Here is a 16030-nt window from a genome sequence, read left to right as displayed (position 1 = left end):
CCCTCCGTGGTGGAAACCACATCTGCTCTTTCGCGTCTTTGCGTCTTCGCGGCCATTAACTCACCCTCTTTTCCTGGTCGGATTTGAGGAGGTAGGCATCGTTTTTGGCGACGACGCGGACGAAGGCATCGGACGGGCAGGCATGGGCGATGGCGCACTCGTTGCAATTGACGCAGAGGTCGTGCTTGACCTGCAGATACATCGAACCGTTGCCGAAAACACTGCAGCCCTCGACGCAGATGCCGCAGCCGATGCAGAGATCCTCATCGATCTTGTATTGGAAATAGGGCTCCTCGATGAAAGTGCGTTTGATGGCTGCGGTCGGGCAGAGCTGGTTTTCCGCGCCCGTATCGCGCCCCTTGGCATCGGGACGCAGATAACCGCCGCAGAGGTCGCAGTAGCCGCAGATGGAATAGGAGTGAACGCACTTCACGGCCGACGGCGCCAGCACGCAGTGCGTTGCGCAGCGCCCGCAGCGCGTGCATTTTTCGGGATCGATCTGCCACACCAGCTTGGGCGAGCGGCTACGCGCCGCCGCCAGCACTGTGCCGCCGATCACGACCGCCGCCGCGCCGCGGATAAAGTTTCGCCGTCCTCTGTTTTCTCCAGCTTTCATTTCAATCCCAGTCCGCACTTCCCGTTTTCAAACTTGGGGCACTTGCCGCACCGGTCGCTGCACTCGAACTTTTCTTCACGCGAAACCAGCACGGCGCACAGGCCAACAATGCCAACCAGCGCACCGTTTCTAAAAAATGTTTTCCGATCCATCCGCTTCATCGTTTCTCCTCGAAAATACGCACCTGGTTTTTGCTGGGATCGAGCACATGGATTATTCCGTCCTCGCCGACGGCGACGTCGAGCCCCTCCACCCCCTCTTCGAATTGATCCGGCGCGGCAACCACACAGCGCAGCGAGCCATCGACGTTGTGGATCTTCACGCGCGGCAACCCCTTCTCGGCGGTGACGAATCCGCCGTCGGGCAGCAGCGCAAAGTGCGACGGGTTGCAGCAGCCACTGAAGCCTTCGATCCGCATTCCACTCGCTTCCCAACTCGAAAGCGGCATGCCGTCGGGGCGATAGTTTTCCAGCGCATGGTGCCCCGGATTGACCGCCCAGAGCGAACCATCTGCGCGGCTGATCGCCAAATCGAAAAACGGACTCGGAATAAAGAAGCCGCGTACCCCGTTCGCCCAGTCCTTCTTGCCGATTTCGAAGGGCTCGCCACCCGCCTTATTGAAGCGCCAGATCCGGCGGCTACCCGCATCGGCGACATAGACATACCACTCATCCACATCGATCGAAGTGAGGTGGGCTTTCCCCGAAGGAACATTCCAACTGCGCCCATCGGAGCTCTCAACCCGATTCTGCAATCCGTAGAAAAGAATGCCCTCACTATCCACCGCAAGGCACGTGGGGGTTCCTTCAACGACCGTCGTTTCGCCGCCGATCGTTTCAATGGCATTTTCACCGCCAATGTAAAGCTGTCCATTTTCGGCAATCGCCAACGCCGATATATTTCCAATGGACGGAACGATCGGTTCAAGCTCCTGGTATTTGATCAATGCCGGATCCACCTTGCGGTATTCAGCCAGCGAATAGTCGAAGCTCTTTCCAAGCTCCTTACGGCGATTATTGCCGATGAAAACTCCGGCCCCCACCACCAGCGCCATGAGGGCAACGAACCAAATCCAGTTTTTTGCAGCTGTTTTCATTTTCCCACCTCAATGCAAACCATGCGGGTTGAGTCGCGCAGGAGCATGCGGGTCCCCACCAAAGCAATCGGCCCCCAGGCATCGTGGCCTTCGAGGATGCGGTGCTGCGCGAGCTGCTCGTACCCGGTTTTGTCGAGGGCGAGCAGGGAGAGGGTTCCATCGTCGTCGAGCACATAGAATTTATCGTCGGCCAGGAGGAAAGGCCCCAGGCCGAAACGGGCGGTTTTCCCGCTCGACCATACGAGCTCGCCGCTGGCGGGATCGTAGCAGACAAACTGCTGCTTCAACGCACCGGCATCCTTGGGCATGATTCCGTAGAGCAGGCCATCGACGAGGATCGGCGTCTGCTGTTCGCAGGCGAGCCAATCCTTCGGGCCGTGTTTTGCAATTTCCTTCGCAGCATACCCGTTGGCCGTTTTATCGACCTGAACCATCAGGCTACCCGCGCCATAGCCCGCCGTGATGAAGATCTTGTCTTCGGAAACCATTAGCGGTGACGGCGCAATGACCGATGCATTCCAAGGGATGTCCCACAGCAGAGCGCCGCTTTTGGAGATGCCCACCATCCCGCCGACCGCGGCATAGACATACATTTCTTCGCCGTGCACCGTGAGCGGCATGACCGAGGAGTGCGACATTTTCCAGCCCTTGGAATTGGGTACTTGCCAAACCACATCGCCCGTCTTGCAATCGACCGCCATCAGCAAAACATCGGGGCCGCCGGGCGCAAGAATGGCGAGGCCGCCGTCGATGAGCGGGCACTGCCCGGTGAACCAGAGCGGTTCGGTGGTTCCGTATTCCTTCTGCAGGTCGATGCCCCAACGGAACGCGCCCGTCTTGGTTTCGACGCACGAAACATGGCAGCGCGGCCCGATGGTGACAATGCAGTCTTCCGTAACCGCCGGGATGGTGCGTGAGAGGCCGTGGTTGCGCTTGGCGGGCAACGCATAGGAGCGCCGCCAGATTTCCTGGCCGTCGGCCAGCGAAAAGCAGCGCAGGGCATCGGAACGGGTCTCTTCGTTATAGTCGAAGAGATAGACGGCGCCATCGAGCACGGCGGGCGCGGCATGGCCTTCGCCCAGCTCGACCGACCAGTAGACCTTCGGGCCCTCCTCCGGCCAGGAGTCGGCAAGTTTGGCGCCGCCCTTGTGGATGTTGTCGAAGTCCGCGCCGCGGAAGCGCGGCCAGCTTCCGGGAAGAGCGGAGGGGGCGCCACCGAAGGTTTCGAGCGTACCCGCCAACTCGATATCGAGTTCGTCCTTGACGCGTTCGGCTTCCGGCGGTGCTCCGTCGTTGCCGGGCACGCTACGCACCAGCTTGGCGGATGGATCGGCGGAGAGCCATTCCGAGAGCACATGCAAAGCCGCCCATCCACACAAAACGAGGACGGGCACGGCCACTAGCCAGCTTGTTGTTTTTTTATTCAAAAAAGATCCAGCATTTTGGCGGCTACTCGCCGCAACAAAGTTTTGAGCATGGCGCTCTGCAACGGGTTCAGCGCGCGCACCGCCTCGTTCTTATAGTGCTCCAGCAACTGCGACGCCTTTTCCACCACCATCAACTCATCCAACCGATTCCGCACCTGAGGGGTCAGAACGCTTTTCTCGTCATCCGAAAAATGACGATAAAAGCGTTCTGACCCCTCGGCGAGGGCGAGGATGATGGAGGCGCGGAGATCGGCGGCTTGGCCGGAGGTGTATTCCTCGAGGTCGTCGCGGATTTGGTAGGCGATGCCGAGGGATTCGCTGAAGGTGTGGAGGGCGTCGAGCAGCGCCTGGTCGGCATTGGCGGCGACGGCGCCGAGCAGCAGGGAGACGCCGAAGGCGGGGGCGGTCTTGCGGCGGGCGATTTCGATGACCTGCTGCGCGGTGAGGGGGTGGTTGCGTTCGGTGCCGATGAGCTCTTCGCCCTGGCCGACGCAGAGGGTGCGGTGGTTGGCGGAGGCGATGCGCAGGAGCGCGGCGGCGCTGTTTTCGACTTCGGCGATCCAGCGGTAGCCCTCGCCCACGAGCAGGTCGCCAGCATTGATGGCAACGGGGATGCCGTATTGCCGGTGGAGCGTCGGCTGGCCATAGCGCAGGTCGTCGTGGTCTTCGATGTCGTCGTGGATGAGCGAGGCTTTGTGGAAGCATTCGACGGCGATGGCGAGCTTGCGGACGTCGGCGGGGAAATCGGAGGAGCCTTCGTTGAGGGCGCTGTAGGTGCAGGCGAGCAGGAACGGTCGCCAGCGCTTGCCGTCCTTGAGCAGCCAATCGTAGGCGATGCGTTCGGTCTCGGTTGCGCAGTCGAACGGTTCGTCAAACCAGCCATCGACGATTTTTCGGATGGCCTCGGTGTCGACCTGGTTTTTCCAGGGTACGGACGACTTGAGCCGGATGGCTTCGCGAACGTGCCCGAAATCGGTGGTTGTGTTGATGCAGCCGTCGAGCGTGAGCGGAATGGCGAGGCCGGGGATGGCGCCGTCGGCCATGTGCGGAAATGATTTTTCGAGGGCATTGAGGCAGCTGACGCCCACGACGGCATCGACCTTCCCGCCCGCGAGCAGCTTGGAGACGACGGTGGAGCCCTCGGCCACGAGGACCACATAGCCGAGGTCTTCGGCCAGGGCTTGCAGCTCGCCGATGTTGCAGCGGCCGCACTCTTCGCAGAGCAGGCCGAACTCGTCGAGCGTGGCGGGGCAGTCGGCAAAATTGCGCAGGCATTGCGGCAGCAGGAGCAGGCGGCGGCTGTAGGGGATGGAGGCCACCGTTTCGCGCCACACCTCGTTGTTGAGCAACACCATGGCATAGTCGAGGAGCGACGATTGGGACGTGAGGCGCGAGGCGTGGTCGCGCAGCTCCTCCATGGAGAGCGGCGGCACGAGACGGTGCTGCGTGGCGTATGCGGCCACGGCCTGCTGCATTTCGCTGCGCTGCGCCTCGGCCGCGGGAACGCCGTACTCTGGTTTTGCTTTCTGCACTACTTCAGTTCAACGCACTTGAGGGTGTTCCAGTCGCGGACGAGCAACCGGCCGTCGGAGAGGGCGAGCGGCGCCCAGGCCATGTCGTTTTCCTCGACCATTTCGGCGGAAGCCAGTAGCTGGAATTTTTCCGGGTCGGCCTTCACGAGGTGGAGGATGCCCGTCTTGCCGTCGAGGATGATCAGCTTGCCGTCGGCCAGGATGAACGGGCCGCGCTCGAAGTTGGGCGCATCGTCGATATCCTTGGTGCGCCACGCCAGCTTGCCGTCGAGCGAAAAAGAAGCCAGTCCATCCTTGCGGCTGTTGGAGTTGCTGCCGATGAAGAGGTGGTCGCCGACCTGGATCGGCTGGTGGAGCTGCGAGCCGACGTCGTCGGTCTTGTAGAGTTCCTTCGCCTCGAAGCCGTTTGTTTTTTTCACGATCTGGATCATGGCCGAACCGGCGTCGTAGCCACCCGTGATGAAGAAATGGTTATCGGCCAAGGCCACGGGATGCGGGATGGCCCACTTGCAGCGCCAGTTCGTGTAGTCCCAGAGAACGGAGCCGTCCTTCGGCGACAGGCCCACAATATGGCAGGGTTCCAGCGTGGATGGCTCGGCGGGTTCCGACTTCGGTTCACCGTGCTTGCGGCGTGTTTCGCGCGGTTCCGGTTCGGCCGATCCAACGGCAATCACCATATCCTGACCGCAAACCTTTTCGATGCGAGGCGAAACAAAAGAATGAAAGCCGAGCCCCTTCGATGTCCAGAGCCGCTCGCCGGATTTGCAGTCGTAGGCCGCGACGCCGACCTCCTTCGAGTTGGGCGCCACCAGCACCATGTTGCCGTAGAGCGCGGGAGACTGGGCAATGCCGAATTGGCAGATATCCTGATTATAGTCTTTGGAAAGATTATGCTGCCACTTGACCTTCTGCGACTTAAGGTCGATGCAGACAAAAGTGCCGTAGCTGGTCACCAGATAGGCCTTGCCGTCGGCAATAGTCGGCGTACCGCGCGTACCGTCGTATTTTTTGCTCTTCAGAATCCCTGGATCACCGAAGGACACCTTCCAAAGTTCCATGCCGGATTTCATCTCGAAGCAACGCAACAGACTGTCCTCGCCATCGCGGTCGGTCAGGTAGGCCTTGCCGTCGACAATGGCCGGGCCGGAATAGCCATCGCCCACCTTGGTTTCCCAGAGCACCTTCGGGCCAGCGGATGGCCACGAGCCGGCCAGCCCGGTTTCGGCCGAGACGTTGTCGCGGTTGATTCCCGCATACTGCGGCCAGTCGGCGGCAACCGCCGCCACGGATAGGGCCAATGCCAAACCAATGATCATCGTTTTCATTCCGCACCACCTTTCGGATTAAAATATATATATTCGATCGTATAACCGTTGGGATCGAGGAAGTAGAGGCTCGCCCCGTCCCACCGCTCGTACGCTTCCTTCACAATCTGCACGTTGTTCGCCTTGAGGTGCTCCTGGAAAGCAAACACCTCCTGCGCCGAACCTGCCGCCAAACCGAAATGAGTAAACGTTTTACCGTGGTATTTCAACCGAAATTCCTCATCAAACCGCTTCGCACCCCACGGATACTGGATCAGCGCGAGCACATCGTCGGTTCCAATTGGGAAAAAGGCATCCTTCTCGCGCCTCTCGCCCATGGTGAGCCCCAGCACCTCGGTATAGAAACGAATCGACTCGTCGAGGTCGGACACCGAAAGCCCAAAGTGGCAGATTCCCTTGATAAAATTATCCATCCCGTTCCTTGCAACGTTTCAGCGCCTCCAGCGCGAAGATCAGCGGATACAGCTTTTCCGAGTACCACAGACTCGCAAAATATAGGCCGATAGGGCTAGCCGGAAATTGCGTTCCCTGGGCGGTCTTTTCAAGTAATTCATCCACCCCCTTTCCCGTCAACCCGGCCACCAGCGCCAATTCCTCCAGGCCAAGGTCGTCGAGCCGCACGGTTTCGAGCCATTGGAAAGCACGCGCTTTCATGGTTGCGGCCTTCGGGAATTCCCCTTCGTCGAGTCCGGCCAAGGCTTCGAGCACGCGGCAGGTTCCATAGACCGGGTTTTCGTGCTCCGGGTGCGATTGGCTGCCGAACCAGAGCGGTACCCACGAGCCGTCGGGACGCTGCTCCTTTTCCAAATATTCGATGCCGACCAGGATCGAATCGAACATCGCCGCCCACAGGTTTTCGTCCATCGCATCGCGCCAAAGCGAAAAGGCGCGGATCATGTGTGCGGTCAAATCCGGACAGCTGCGATCGAACGGCAACTTGCCCCAGCCCCGGCAAAAGGTCGGCATCCCGCCATCGCGGTTTTGTAGATTCAACAACCAGAGGATGCCCTGCTCCGCCACCCCGGTTTCGCACCCGAGTTGGTGGAGGGCAATCAACGCCGCCGCCGTGTCGTCGGCATCCGGCACCCCGCCCTGATGGTTTGTCCAGCCCCAGCCGCCCGGCTCGGCGTGGGTGAACGGGTGCTCCTCACGCCATTGGGTCTGTACTAGATGGTTGCGTATCGCGGTTTGCCGCTCTTCGGAAAGGTCGCCCTCCAGCGCCCGGACCGCCAGCGAAGTCACCCACGTTGAAAGATTGACGTCGATCGGCCAGCTGCCGTCGCCGCGGACGGTTTCTTCGAGGAAGCCGATGGCGTTTTGCACGACGGGATGGTCGCCCTGCCCCGCCCCGATCAGGCTCATGGCCACAAAGCCGGTGAGCGGCGCGGCCTCCAGGAAGCCGCCGCTCTCCGGCTGGATGCCGCGCAGGATGCCGAGCACCTTGCCCACCAGCCCGTTGCGGTGGAACGCCAGCGGCGACGGCTTGTGCCGGTGGCGAACGAGGCCGATGGCAATGAGCGCCGGGAGCGCATAACTCACCACGGGCAGATTAAGGAAGCGGTAGACCTTGTGCGGGAAGACCGCCAGCTCGAACGGCAGTTGCGGAACGACCGACCAATCGCTGCCCAGCTTTCCGGAGAGCATGCACATCGTCAGGATCGGCACCGAGAAGGTGCGGTCTTCGCCATAGAAGCGCAGGATTTCGGCTGCCAGCTTTTCCGGATCCCCCGTCTCCAGGTCGAGCGCGCAGCGGCACAGCAGGGTGGTGGTAAAGTTGCTCGGGCTCTCCGGGCTGTCGCCCCAGCCGCCATCCGCGTTGCGGTGCTCCCGCAGCCACTGCAAGCCCCGCTCCGCCAGCTCCGTTCTGCCGGCCGACTTCAGCGCAAACGAAGCCACCGCCGTCGCCAACGCGGACGGCGACAGCTCGCCCTCCCACCGCCCGGCGGGTTGGAGTTCGGCCAGCAACCGCTGGCGCGCATTTTGGATGGCGGGGTCAATTTCCATAATCCTTGGCCATGGATTGGGTGAGGCAGCCGATGGCAAGCAGGGCGTAGAAGGTGTATTCGACATCCTCGAATTCGTCGGCGCGGTGCCCGGCAAAACCGCCGCTGTCGCGCCAGAGCGATTCGGCATAAAGGAAGCACGGCTTGTGGATTTCGTCCAGGTTGATGCCGCGCTGCGTCAGTGCAAACAGCGCCGTCGCCGTGGAGAGCAGGTCGGGAACATGGATCTGTTTCGAGGGGGTGAAGCCGCCGGACGCGTGGGCGCGGGCGAGCAGCTCTTCGGCAACCCCCTCCTGGTTGCCCACCATGAGCGCCGCCGCCAGGTTGGTGGTGGGATCGGCGAGGGAAACCGCGATGGGCGCGGAAGGCGCGGCGAACTGGAAATCTGCGGCAAAGAGCTTCAGGAACAGGCCATAGGCCGATTCGGCCTTGAACCTTTGCAGCCCGTTGAGCAATCGGCGGCGGGTGAACCCCAGATGCGGGAAGACCGTGCGCAGCCGGATCAGACAAACGAGATGCACAAGATCCAGCTCTTTCCCCATGCCGAACGAAAGGACATATTTCCAGATCTTGAAAACCGGGGGCGGATAGCCGAGGGCCTTGAGGCAGGCCACCGCGAAGACGGTGTAGTAGAGATCGCTCCTCGCATCGCGGCCGCGGAAGCCGCCGTCAGCATTTTGCCGATCCCGGACAAAGCGGGCAATCTTGTCGAGCGAGCCTTCGTCAAGGAAGCGGCGGGAAGCGGCGGCCGATTGCAACAGGCGGTCTGATAATGATTTTCTCTGCATCCCTTAGCTTAGGGGGCGGTCCTGTGAAATAATGTTTTAAAACATTATTTCACAGGACCGCCCCCTCCTCCTTAACCGTAGGCCCCGAACCCGAAGAACCAGTGTTTTTTGGCGAAGCGGTAGGCCCAGCTGCGTTCGGGAATCTCTTTGCCGGGTTGGTGGTGGCTGCCGCAGGAGCCCATGCAGCCGAGTTCCTGCAGCAGCGTGCCGCGCCCGGAGCTGTCGGTTGCGTCCTCGGACTCGATGAATTCGGCCAGCTTGCCGGGGTGTTCCATGATGATGCAGCCCTGGGTGGTGGCGGTGCACATGGAGCGGAACTTGGCGAGGAATTCGGAGTTGTTGAAAATGTCGTAGAGCCCGGTGCCGTCGCCGATGTTGTCCTTGGCGAATTGGAGCGGCGGGCAGGGTTCGATGTAGCCATCGGGGCTGATGTGGTTGGCGATTCCGACGGCGGCCGGGCAGAGCGCCGCGCCTTGGTCGTCCCAGTAGGCATCGACCACCATGATCGGGGCCTTGCGGCGGACATCGACCATGAAGCGGCGCAGGTCGGTGACCTGTTCGGAATTGAGCGCGAGCGACGGGGTCGGGTTGGGGCCGACGGGGCGGTAGATGTAGTACCAGAGGTAGTGGGCGCCGAGCCGGGCTACCTCGTTGACGAACTTTTCGTTGGCGAGGTCGTCGATGTTGGACTTGCAGACGCTGGTGCAGACGCCGGTGACGAGCCGGTTCCTGGTGCAGTTGGCGAGGCCCATCATGGATTGTTGGTAGACGCTTTCGCCGCCGCGCCGGACATCGCTGACCTCTTCGAGCCCTTCGATGCTGATGAGCGGGCTGATGTTGCCGATGCGGCGCATCTCCTTGGCGACGGCATCGGTGATCATCATACCGTTGGTGAAGAGCAGGAAATAGCATTCGGGATGCTTTTCGAAGACCTCGAAAAGGCCGTCGTAGAGCAACGGTTCGCCGCCGAGGATGCCGAAGAAGTAGGAGCCCTGCTTCTTGCATTCCGTGATCAGGTTGTCGAGCGTGCCGGGCGCGATCTCCTTCGGGGGGTTGGATTGCGACACCCAGCAGCCCTGGCAGGCGAGGTTGCAGGCGTTGGTGACGGAGATGAAGAGGAAGGCCGGGAAATATTCGCCTTGCTTCAGCCGCTTCTGGAAGCGCTCGATGGAGCGCATGCCCTTGTAGCCGAAGTTGTAGGCGAACTTCCACAGCAGCCGCTTGTCCGGTTCGGTCATCAGGCGCTTCATCAACGTGGCACTCATTCTTCTTTCTCCGAGCAGTGGCGGCGTTCTTCGAGCGCCTGGTCGATCTTCTTTTGGTTGAGCAGGGAACGGCGCTTCTGCTTGCGGGCGTTGAGGGCGGCGTAGACATCGTCGCCGAGGAGCTCATCGACATTGATTTTCACGTTGGCCTTCTGGGTTTCTTCGTCGGTGATCTCGGCGCCATCGATGGGCGACTCGCCGACCTTGGGAAAGATGATGGCGGTCTCGGGGCAGATGCGGGCGCAGGCCGGGCAGTTGTTCTTGCAGCTGGATGGATGGGCGACGACCACCTTGCCCGCTTCCGTTTTTTCGTAGACCCCGAACAGGCAGAAGTCGTGGCACTGCCCGCAGGAGGTGCAGCGGTCGTAGTCGATGACCGGGTACCAGGCGGCTGGGCCGCCTGTATCGAGAGGGAGAGCGGGAGATGGGGAGATGGGGGGATTGGTGCGGTGGTTGACGATCTCCACATCACCGGACAACTTGTGCCCCGCAAAGTCAAAGAGGGCTTGAACGGCGCGGGGATGGCAGGCATGGATTTCGGTGAAGCCGTTTCCCAGCACGGGATCGCGCTCGGCAGCGGCCTTGCAGAGGTCGGGAATAGAAACCACCTGCCCATCCGCAACGGAGCCGGAAGCTCCGTCTACGTTAACCAACCCGCGCTCGGCGCATTGGCATATTAGAATGGATTTATTTCGAGACATCGACGGCGACGAGGGTTCCCTTGTCGTTGCGGCAATAGACGATGCCGTTGGCGAGCACGGGGGGCGTCCAGCAGAGCTGGCTGAGTCCGGTTTCGATGCTTGAAATTTCCTTATATTCCTTCGGGGAAATTTCAGCAAAGTAGAGGGTTCCCTTTTCGCCCAACGCAATCAGCTTGCCATCGGCTGCAATCACGGAACCAAACCCGATCGGCATGCTCCACTGCTCTTCGCCGTCCATATCGATGCAACGCAGGTGCCCTTTTTTCTTATTCTGCCCCGTCACCCCGTAGATGTATCCATCGGCATGGATCGCGCTGCTGAACTGCATTTTCATGACGTCGCTGTTCCACAGTTTTTTCAGCTTGCCCGATGAAAAATCCAACATGGCGGCTTCGCGATCATAGCCGGAGGAGATGAAAATCCGGTCGCCGATGACCAACGGGTCGGCGCCGTTGATGTCATACTTGGTTTCCCATCCGTAGTCGTCGATCTTCTTTCCGGACTTGGCATCGACGATCTGGAGGCCGGGCGCGCTGAAGATGGCGGCCAGCCGCTTCCCCTTGTGCGTGAAGACCACGGGGGAGGCATAACTCTGCAGCCCCGAACTCGTCCACTGGATCTTTCCGGTATGCTTATCAACCGCCGTTCCGGCCTTTCCGATGTTGAGCAGGATCAGGTCGCCTTCCACGACCGCCGAAGTCGATATTCCCCATCCCCAACGACTATCCTCATTCTTGGTTTCATCAAGCACATCGAGGCTCCACTTTTTCTGGCCGGACTCGGCCTCGAAGCAGAACAGCTCGCCTTCGCGGCTAACGGTGTAGAGAAATTGCCCATCAACCACCGGTGTTGCACGCGGCCCCTTGTATTTCCCGGTTTTGCACGGATAGGAATAGTCCCAGATCTTCTCGCCGCTCTTCGCATCGAGGCAATATACGATATCGGTGCCCTCCTGGTGCCCCATGGTGTAGAGCTTGTTGCCCTTGACGCTGACGGTGGAATAGCCCACGCCCAGTTCCTTGGTCCAAAGCGTTTTCGCGCCCATCGGATTCCAACCCTTTTCATTCGAGATCCCGTCTCCATTCGGGCCGCGCCAGGTATGCCAATCGTCCGCAACCGCCCCGGCAGCCACCGCCGCCACCAATAAACAACCCATCCATTTTTCCATGACTACCTCCGGTTAGAGCGCGCCACTCTACACGAACCTGGTGCGCGATGCAAAAGGAACGAACAAAACGTGAGTGAAAAGGACAGCATGTTAAAACGGGCGCCCCGCCCAGAGCCAGAACACATCGGCATGCTCCTGGCACGGTTCGTGATATTTGGAGGAGCGAATATTGACTGTTTTCTCATAAATGCAGTCTAACTGGACGAAAGGAGCATTGGCATGAAACTTCAAGTTCCATGGAGAGTTCGATTGCGGAACGGGCGTCAGGGCAACCAGCACGACGGCAAATGGTGGAATCGCAGGAAATACCGCGATGATCCGGAAAGCAACACCGTTAAATCCGCGCCGCTGCACGAGGACGATCTCAACCATCTGGGGGCGCTTCACCGCACCGGCAAAGACTGAACCAAGGTTGGCACTGTTTTTGCAAAAGAAACCTTCGATAAGGAAGGATTCCGAAATGCGACACAAACTAACCATACCATGGACCGCCCGGTTACCGGTAACCCGCTGGTGGAACCGCCGCCACTCCCCATTCGCAACCTATACCGCCAGTAGCCAGGGCAACACCCTGCATTCCAATTTTGCCCCGCCCCTCGGCGGGCGGGCACCCGGTGGAAGACCGCACGAGAGTCCGGGCCTTAGAAATATCCGATGAACCTGTGTTGACGGTTGAACGTTTTTCGTGTTCCCTCTGTCTCTGCTTAAAACCCAATGATTTGGGGGCGACTGGTTTCGACGGGTAGGTTGAAGCTTCAGTGGCGTGTCGAGGTTGGACTCCAGGCCTCGTAAAAAGGAGCCCAAAAAACATAAATGCTGACGAAAGTTACGCAATGGCGGCATAGTTCCGCTACGTCTCTACCTTGAAGCTTGTTAGGGGATAGAGGCGACGACAACAAGCTAGTGCCAACTCCGGGGATCCGGGACGCGGCGCGAAACCCAACAGGATTCTAGCGACCAAAGTGGCTCTGACGGGTGGCAGCGGAGGCGGCGAATCTTTTAATGCCCGACTACACACGTAGAAGCTGCTGTGACTCTTATTCGGACGGGGGTTCAATTCCCCCCGCCTCCACCAAACTCTGTTAGGCCAACCTCCTCTCTGATGAGAGGGTGTTGGCCTTAACTTTTTAGAACGAAAATAGTTATGACACTCGCTATCCGGACTTACCTTCAGGCCAATCTCCGCCAGAAGGCCGATTAACCTCGATTTCTTCGCTCATCTGCTTCTCCGTTCTCTGTATTTTTGCATCCACACTCTCCTCAAGTCCGGAAACAGACATCTCCGTTTCTTCCTGATACTGGCGAAATGCATCCGCGATTCCGTCAAACAAATCATTAATATCCATTCGCTTCTCCCATAGTTTCGTACGTGTGGGGTTACTTACCGGAGAAACAGAGAATGTGTCGGAAGAGAGTTGTTTTTTTTCTGCCCTAAAAAAAACGCCGTTGCACAAGCTATAACAGGTGTTATATTATGCCCAGGACTTTAGCGAACGCGAGAAGGAAAGATATGGGCACCAAACCATTTTCAGAAGAGGTAAAGGCCGTGCGCTCTGCACTGCATCTCAGCCAGGAAGAACTGGCTCATGCTCTCGGCGTCAGTTTTGCCACCGTCAATCGCTGGGAGAACGAGAAAACCAAACCTTCCAAGTTGGCTCAGCGACAGTTTGAGCAGTTTTGCGATGACAAAAGAAAACAGGGAGAGCTGGACGATGAATAAGAAGCAACTCTCCGAACGCGACATCTGCACAAAATTTATTACCCCGGCCCTGAAGGAGGCCGGCTGGAATATTCAAACCCAGATTCGCGAAGAGGTCAGCTTCACTGACGGCCGAATTTATGTGCGGGGCAAACTCTACACTCGTGGAGCAAAGAAACGGGCAGACTACATTCTCTATTACAAACCGAACATTCCTATTGCTGTCATTGAAGCCAAAGACAACAAACATTCGGTGAATGCAGGCATGCAGCAGGCTCTCGGCTATGCAGAAACACTGGATATTCCATTTGTTTTCAGCAGCAATGGAGACGCATTCCTATTTCACGATCGAACTGTAAAAGACGGAGACATTGAAACAGAGCTTCCTTTGAACACCTTCCCATCACCGGAACAGCTTTGGCTGAAGTATAAAGCTTTCAAGGATATTGCTGACGAAGTTGACCCGATCGTAGCTCAAGACTATTTTGCAGACGGCTCCGGTCGTTCTCCGCGTTATTACCAGCAAATTGCTGTTAACCGCACCGTAGAGACCATTGCCAAAAATGAAGGAGACAACCGTCATCTGCTGGTGATGGCAACTGGGACCGGGAAAACCTATGCCGCATTTCAGATCATTTACCGCCTCTGGAAAAGCGGTCTTAAAAAGCGGATTCTATTTCTGGCCGACCGGACGGCACTAATTGATCAGACCATTCGCGGCGATTTTCGCCATTTCAAAGAAGCGGCTACGGTCATTAAAAACAAGAAGATTGATACGGCTTACAATATCTACCTCGCCCTGTATCAGGGGCTCTCTGACAATAACAATAACGATGCCTACAAGCAGTTTAGTCCGGACTTTTTCGACCTGATTATCGTAGACGAGTGCCACCGGGGAAGTGCCCGAGAAGACAGCAAGTGGCGGGAAATCCTGGATTATTTTGCGGGAGCCACTCATGTCGGCCTGACGGCAACGCCAAAAGAAACAAAGGATGTTTCCAGTAGCGAATACTTTGGAGATCCGCTTTACACCTACTCCCTAAAACAGGGCATAGACGACGGGTTCCTCGCCCCCTACAAAGTCATTAAGGTGACGCTGGATGTGGATGCCGAGGGCTGGAGACCACCGAAGGGATTTAAGGACAAAGACGGCAATCCGGTGGAGGATCGAATTTATAACCGTTCCGACTTTGATAAGAACATCGTCATCGATGAACGTCGAACGCTGGTTGCCGAAAAAATTACCGAATTTCTAAAGGGCAGTGGGCGTTTCTCCAAAACTATTGTCTTCTGCGTGGACATTGAGCACGCCGAAGGAATGAGAACCGCTCTTGCGAATGCTAATGCCGATGAAGTCGCACGTAGCAGTAAATATGTAATGCAGATTACCGGCGATAACGAAGAGGGAAAGCGTCACCTCGACTCCTTCATCAGCCCAAGTGAACCTTATCCGGTCATTGCGACGACCTCGAAACTGATGTCTACCGGTGTGGATGCCCAGACCTGTAAGCTGATCGTCCTCGACTCCAATATCGGATCAATGACGGAGTTTAAGCAGATCATTGGGCGCGGAACTCGTATTAACGAAGACTACGGCAAAAATTACTTCACCATTATGGATTTTCGCAATGTCACTGCGCTTTTCGCAGACAAGGAATTTGATGGCGATCCCGTTCGTGTGAAAGACGCCGTCCAGGATGATGACATCTCCGGAACCGAGGACGAAGCGGATGATGCTCTGCTCATTGATGATCTGACGGGCGAAACCGTCGAGTTCCCTGATCCCGAAACACCAGATGTTTCGTTTGTGGCAGAAGAAACGGAAGAATACCGGACGCGCCGGAAAGTGAATGTAAACGGCGTGGAAGTGGTGATCCTTAAAGAGCGCGTTCAGTACATGGGCCACGACGGGAAAATTATCACCGAAAGTCTGCGTGACTACACCCGTGCGAATATCCGCTCGGCCTGTGCCACGCTGGATGCTTTTCTCAGTAAATGGAAGCAAGCCGATAAAAAACGGGCCATTGTGGATGAGCTTGAAGAGCACGGCATTCTATTTGCGGCGTTACAGGAAGAAATCGGTTCCGACTTTGATCCGTTCGATTTGATCTGCCATATCGCCTATGAGCAAAAACCACTCACTCGTCGCGAGCGGGCCGAGCAGGTCAGAAAACGTGACTATTTCACCCGCTACGGCGACCTCGCCCGTAACGTGATTGATGCACTGCTCGAAAAATATGCCGACGACGGCCTCGCCGATCTGGAAAACCCCGCCATCATCACGCTCGACCCGATCAAACAACTGGGCACCGCTCCGGAGATCATCCGGGCCTTTGGCGGCAAAGCCGCCTACGACGAAGCGATCCATGATTTAACCGAAGAACTTTACGCAGTTTAATGAGACTCAACT

At 58.2% G+C, this 16030-nt stretch carries 16 protein-coding genes and 1 other RNA gene; 4 read left to right on the top strand and 13 right to left on the bottom strand.

Annotation, left to right across the window (positions count from 1 at the left end):
- Window positions 1-55 precede the first annotated feature (55 nt).
- From E9954_RS30065 to E9954_RS30015, 12 genes are all read right to left on the bottom strand, one after another.
- On the bottom strand, window positions 56-616 hold the full coding sequence (locus E9954_RS30065) for a 4Fe-4S binding protein (RefSeq protein WP_136082985.1): 561 nt from the start codon (window positions 614-616) through the stop codon (window positions 56-58).
- Entirely contained in the window at window positions 613-777 is a 165-nt protein-coding gene (locus E9954_RS32820; protein ID WP_168442693.1) for a hypothetical protein, read from the bottom strand. The genes E9954_RS30065 and E9954_RS32820 overlap by 4 nt, the downstream gene beginning before the upstream one ends.
- Entirely contained in the window at window positions 774-1712 is a 939-nt protein-coding gene (locus tag E9954_RS30060; RefSeq protein ID WP_136082984.1) for an NHL repeat-containing protein, read from the bottom strand. The genes E9954_RS32820 and E9954_RS30060 overlap by 4 nt, the downstream gene beginning before the upstream one ends.
- Entirely contained in the window at window positions 1709-3139 is a 1431-nt protein-coding gene (locus tag E9954_RS30055; RefSeq protein ID WP_136082983.1) for an outer membrane protein assembly factor BamB family protein, read from the bottom strand. The genes E9954_RS30060 and E9954_RS30055 overlap by 4 nt, the downstream gene beginning before the upstream one ends.
- Window positions 3136-4671 (bottom strand): polyprenyl synthetase family protein, encoded by a 1536-nt coding sequence (locus E9954_RS30050; RefSeq protein WP_136082982.1) that lies wholly within the window; start codon window positions 4669-4671, stop codon window positions 3136-3138. The genes E9954_RS30055 and E9954_RS30050 overlap by 4 nt, the downstream gene beginning before the upstream one ends.
- Window positions 4671-5996 (bottom strand): outer membrane protein assembly factor BamB family protein, encoded by a 1326-nt coding sequence (locus tag E9954_RS30045; protein ID WP_136082981.1) that lies wholly within the window; start codon window positions 5994-5996, stop codon window positions 4671-4673. The genes E9954_RS30050 and E9954_RS30045 overlap by 1 nt, the downstream gene beginning before the upstream one ends.
- Window positions 5993-6409: a VOC family protein gene (locus E9954_RS30040; RefSeq protein ID WP_136082980.1), complete on the bottom strand. Its 417-nt coding sequence runs from the start codon at window positions 6407-6409 to the stop codon at window positions 5993-5995. Before E9954_RS30040 ends, E9954_RS30045 begins: the two co-directional genes overlap by 4 nt.
- Window positions 6402-8000, bottom strand: coding sequence for a prenyltransferase/squalene oxidase repeat-containing protein (locus tag E9954_RS30035; RefSeq protein ID WP_136082979.1), 1599 nt, complete (start codon window positions 7998-8000; stop codon window positions 6402-6404). Before E9954_RS30035 ends, E9954_RS30040 begins: the two co-directional genes overlap by 8 nt.
- Window positions 7990-8787, bottom strand: coding sequence for a prenyltransferase/squalene oxidase repeat-containing protein (locus E9954_RS30030; RefSeq protein WP_136082978.1), 798 nt, complete (start codon window positions 8785-8787; stop codon window positions 7990-7992). The genes E9954_RS30035 and E9954_RS30030 overlap by 11 nt, the downstream gene beginning before the upstream one ends.
- A 71-nt stretch (window positions 8788-8858) precedes the next feature.
- Window positions 8859-10052, bottom strand: a complete 1194-nt coding sequence (locus E9954_RS30025; protein ID WP_136082977.1) for a radical SAM protein — start codon at window positions 10050-10052, stop codon at window positions 8859-8861.
- Window positions 10049-10753: a 4Fe-4S dicluster domain-containing protein gene (locus E9954_RS30020; protein ID WP_136082976.1), complete on the bottom strand. Its 705-nt coding sequence runs from the start codon at window positions 10751-10753 to the stop codon at window positions 10049-10051. The genes E9954_RS30025 and E9954_RS30020 overlap by 4 nt, the downstream gene beginning before the upstream one ends.
- Window positions 10740-11921: a PQQ-binding-like beta-propeller repeat protein gene (locus tag E9954_RS30015; RefSeq protein WP_136082975.1), complete on the bottom strand. Its 1182-nt coding sequence runs from the start codon at window positions 11919-11921 to the stop codon at window positions 10740-10742. Before E9954_RS30015 ends, E9954_RS30020 begins: the two co-directional genes overlap by 14 nt.
- Before the next feature lie 219 nt (window positions 11922-12140).
- Here E9954_RS30015 and E9954_RS30010 point away from each other — a divergent pair, with 219 nt between their 5' ends.
- Window positions 12141-12326: a hypothetical protein gene (locus E9954_RS30010; RefSeq protein WP_136082974.1), complete on the top strand. Its 186-nt coding sequence runs from the start codon at window positions 12141-12143 to the stop codon at window positions 12324-12326.
- A gap of 316 nt (window positions 12327-12642) precedes the next feature.
- Window positions 12643-12996: a transfer-messenger RNA gene (gene ssrA / locus E9954_RS30005) on the top strand.
- 79 nt (window positions 12997-13075) lie between these two features.
- Here ssrA and E9954_RS30000 read toward each other — a convergent pair.
- Window positions 13076-13267: a hypothetical protein gene (locus E9954_RS30000; protein ID WP_136082973.1), complete on the bottom strand. Its 192-nt coding sequence runs from the start codon at window positions 13265-13267 to the stop codon at window positions 13076-13078.
- Between the two features lie 164 nt (window positions 13268-13431).
- On the opposite strand from E9954_RS30000, the gene E9954_RS29995 reads away from it, so the two are divergent.
- Both E9954_RS29995 and hsdR read left to right on the top strand, forming a co-directional pair.
- Window positions 13432-13641, top strand: coding sequence for a helix-turn-helix domain-containing protein (locus E9954_RS29995; RefSeq protein ID WP_136082972.1), 210 nt, complete (start codon window positions 13432-13434; stop codon window positions 13639-13641).
- A complete protein-coding gene (hsdR, locus tag E9954_RS29990; protein WP_136082971.1) occupies window positions 13634-16018 on the top strand; it encodes an EcoAI/FtnUII family type I restriction enzme subunit R in 2385 nt (794 codons plus the stop codon). Before E9954_RS29995 ends, hsdR begins: the two co-directional genes overlap by 8 nt.
- Window positions 16019-16030: the final 12 nt, after the last annotated feature.

It is taken from the genome of Pontiella desulfatans (genome assembly GCF_900890425.1).
GTDB lineage: Bacteria > Verrucomicrobiota > Kiritimatiellia > Kiritimatiellales > Pontiellaceae > Pontiella > Pontiella desulfatans.
The sequence above is the reverse complement of the archived record's forward strand: the minus strand, read 5'-3'. Positions and strand labels throughout refer to the sequence as shown.